Raw genomic sequence first — 1,745 nt, forward strand, 5'->3', positions numbered from 1 at the left:
GCAGGCTCTTGTCGTTCACATCTTCCTGCACGACCAAAGAAGCATCGTTCGCGTAGAGGTTGCGAAGGTAGTATACGATATCCCGCGGGTTATAGTCCGGCGTTGCATCGTCGTAGTTCGTCTGCCCGCTGCCGCTCTGGATCTCGATGATCGGGTTGAGTGAACTGCTCGGATCAAATGTCGGGACTCGGCAATACCGATACATCCATTGTTCTACGCGAGGGATCAGATCGGAAATGAACGATGCCCATTGCGGAGCTGTCATTTTGACACCGGCGATCTTAAAATCCGAGTACGAAAACCCGGAATATTCTTCGATATTAGCTTGACTCGTAAGCACCATGAGGAGTAATAGATAAAAAGAGGGTAAAAAGGTTTGTAGGAATTAAGTAATTAGGTAGTCGATGACGACCGTAAGGCTGGTAAGCGTGGTGAGACTGGCCGATGCCGGGATCTGGATGCCTTTTCCAGAAGTCAGAGCGGCATACAATCCGGCACCATCTGTCTTACCGGATGCTGCTGCTTCTGAAGTCAGGATACCCGCAAGTCCGGCTTCTGTGACTGTTGTAATGACAACTGGAGACCCTGCGGTATCTTCGAGAACCACATTGCCACTGCCACCCGCTGTTCCGTTTACCACGATCTTATAGTAGATCGGTGTCAGCGTGTATCCGGTAATTCCTGCGACAAGTACCTTGCCAGCGTTGAGCTGCGCGAGCGTGACGGTTCCTACGTAGGTCTGTCGTATCGCACCGTTGCCCTCAAGAAACTGCCAGCTTGTGTTTGTCGTGCCATTTGCCGACCAGACAAATCCGTTGGTATAATCAACGTAGATATCCCCGATCCTGCCCGGAGTAACAACGCTTTTTGGCGTGCCGCTACCGGTATTAATCGCAGTGCCTCCAATGGTCGTACCAGTTGACAATGAAGCTGCGGATGGCGAGAACTCCGTCCAGCTACCCGTTCCGGCTGCCCCTGCAATCCAGAGATTGCCTCCGGTTCTGTCAATGTAGAGGTCTCCCGCTCCGACTGCTGTTACAACCGCTGCCGGAGTACCGAGGCCCGTCCATATGGTTACACTGCCGATCATAAACGGTTCATTGACTTGAATGTAGCTGGTAATATCCTTCCGCTGCCTCAGGATATTGCTGGTGTGGATAGTCTCAAAAAATGAGTCGAGTGGTGATGCCATTGTTCATCACTTCCCTCACGGTGAGACGACGGAGAACACCGTTGCGGAATCCGGTTCGCCAGTGAACGGTACTGCACGGAGGAACGTTGGACCTACGCTTGCCGACCCGAGAACGATCTGGTTCAGGATCGAGACTACGTTCGTGTTCGCCAGTCCGGTAGCTGATGCAGTGGTGCCGAGCATCCCCCGCTGAACGGTGAGCGTGCTGGTGGTTGCGGTTGGCGTTGAATCTGCTACGCACAACATGACCTCTCCGCCCGCTGTCAGGATGTAATACGGGGGTTTCCGGGTTGCCTGTGCTGTCTGGACGACGATTGACGTGTCGGTAGTGCCGTATGCTGTTCCGGAGTTGTTGATCGCGGCGGTTCCGTATGTGGGAGTTTCCGCAACGTTCGCGGCTGCTGTGACCGTAAACCCAGACGGGAGCCATATGCCCCGAATATTGGAAAGGTTGATCCAGTCGCTCTGTGTGACCTTCAGGACATAGAGCTGGATTGGCATGATGCCCTGCGTGTTGCTCCGGTACAGTCCTGCGGTTTTGTCTGCTGCTGCT

Annotated in this window: 3 protein-coding genes; all 3 read right to left on the minus strand. The window is 53.7% G+C overall.

What is annotated here, in order from left to right; translation table 11 throughout:
- Positions 1-343, minus strand: a 343-nt coding sequence (locus tag ABSG49_RS12160) for a hypothetical protein (RefSeq protein WP_424026399.1), incomplete at its 3' end; no start/stop codon positions are given.
- 42 nt (positions 344-385) lie between these two features.
- Positions 386-1,192 (minus strand): hypothetical protein, encoded by an 807-nt coding sequence (locus ABSG49_RS12165; protein ID WP_424026400.1) that lies wholly within the window; start codon positions 1,190-1,192, stop codon positions 386-388.
- A 15-nt stretch (positions 1,193-1,207) separates the two neighbouring features.
- Positions 1,208-1,745 (minus strand): hypothetical protein (locus ABSG49_RS12170; RefSeq protein WP_424026401.1); only part of this gene is annotated, 538 nt, incomplete at its 5' end.

This window comes from Methanoregula sp. (genome assembly GCF_049510175.1).
Classification (GTDB): domain Archaea; phylum Halobacteriota; class Methanomicrobia; order Methanomicrobiales; family Methanospirillaceae; genus Methanoregula.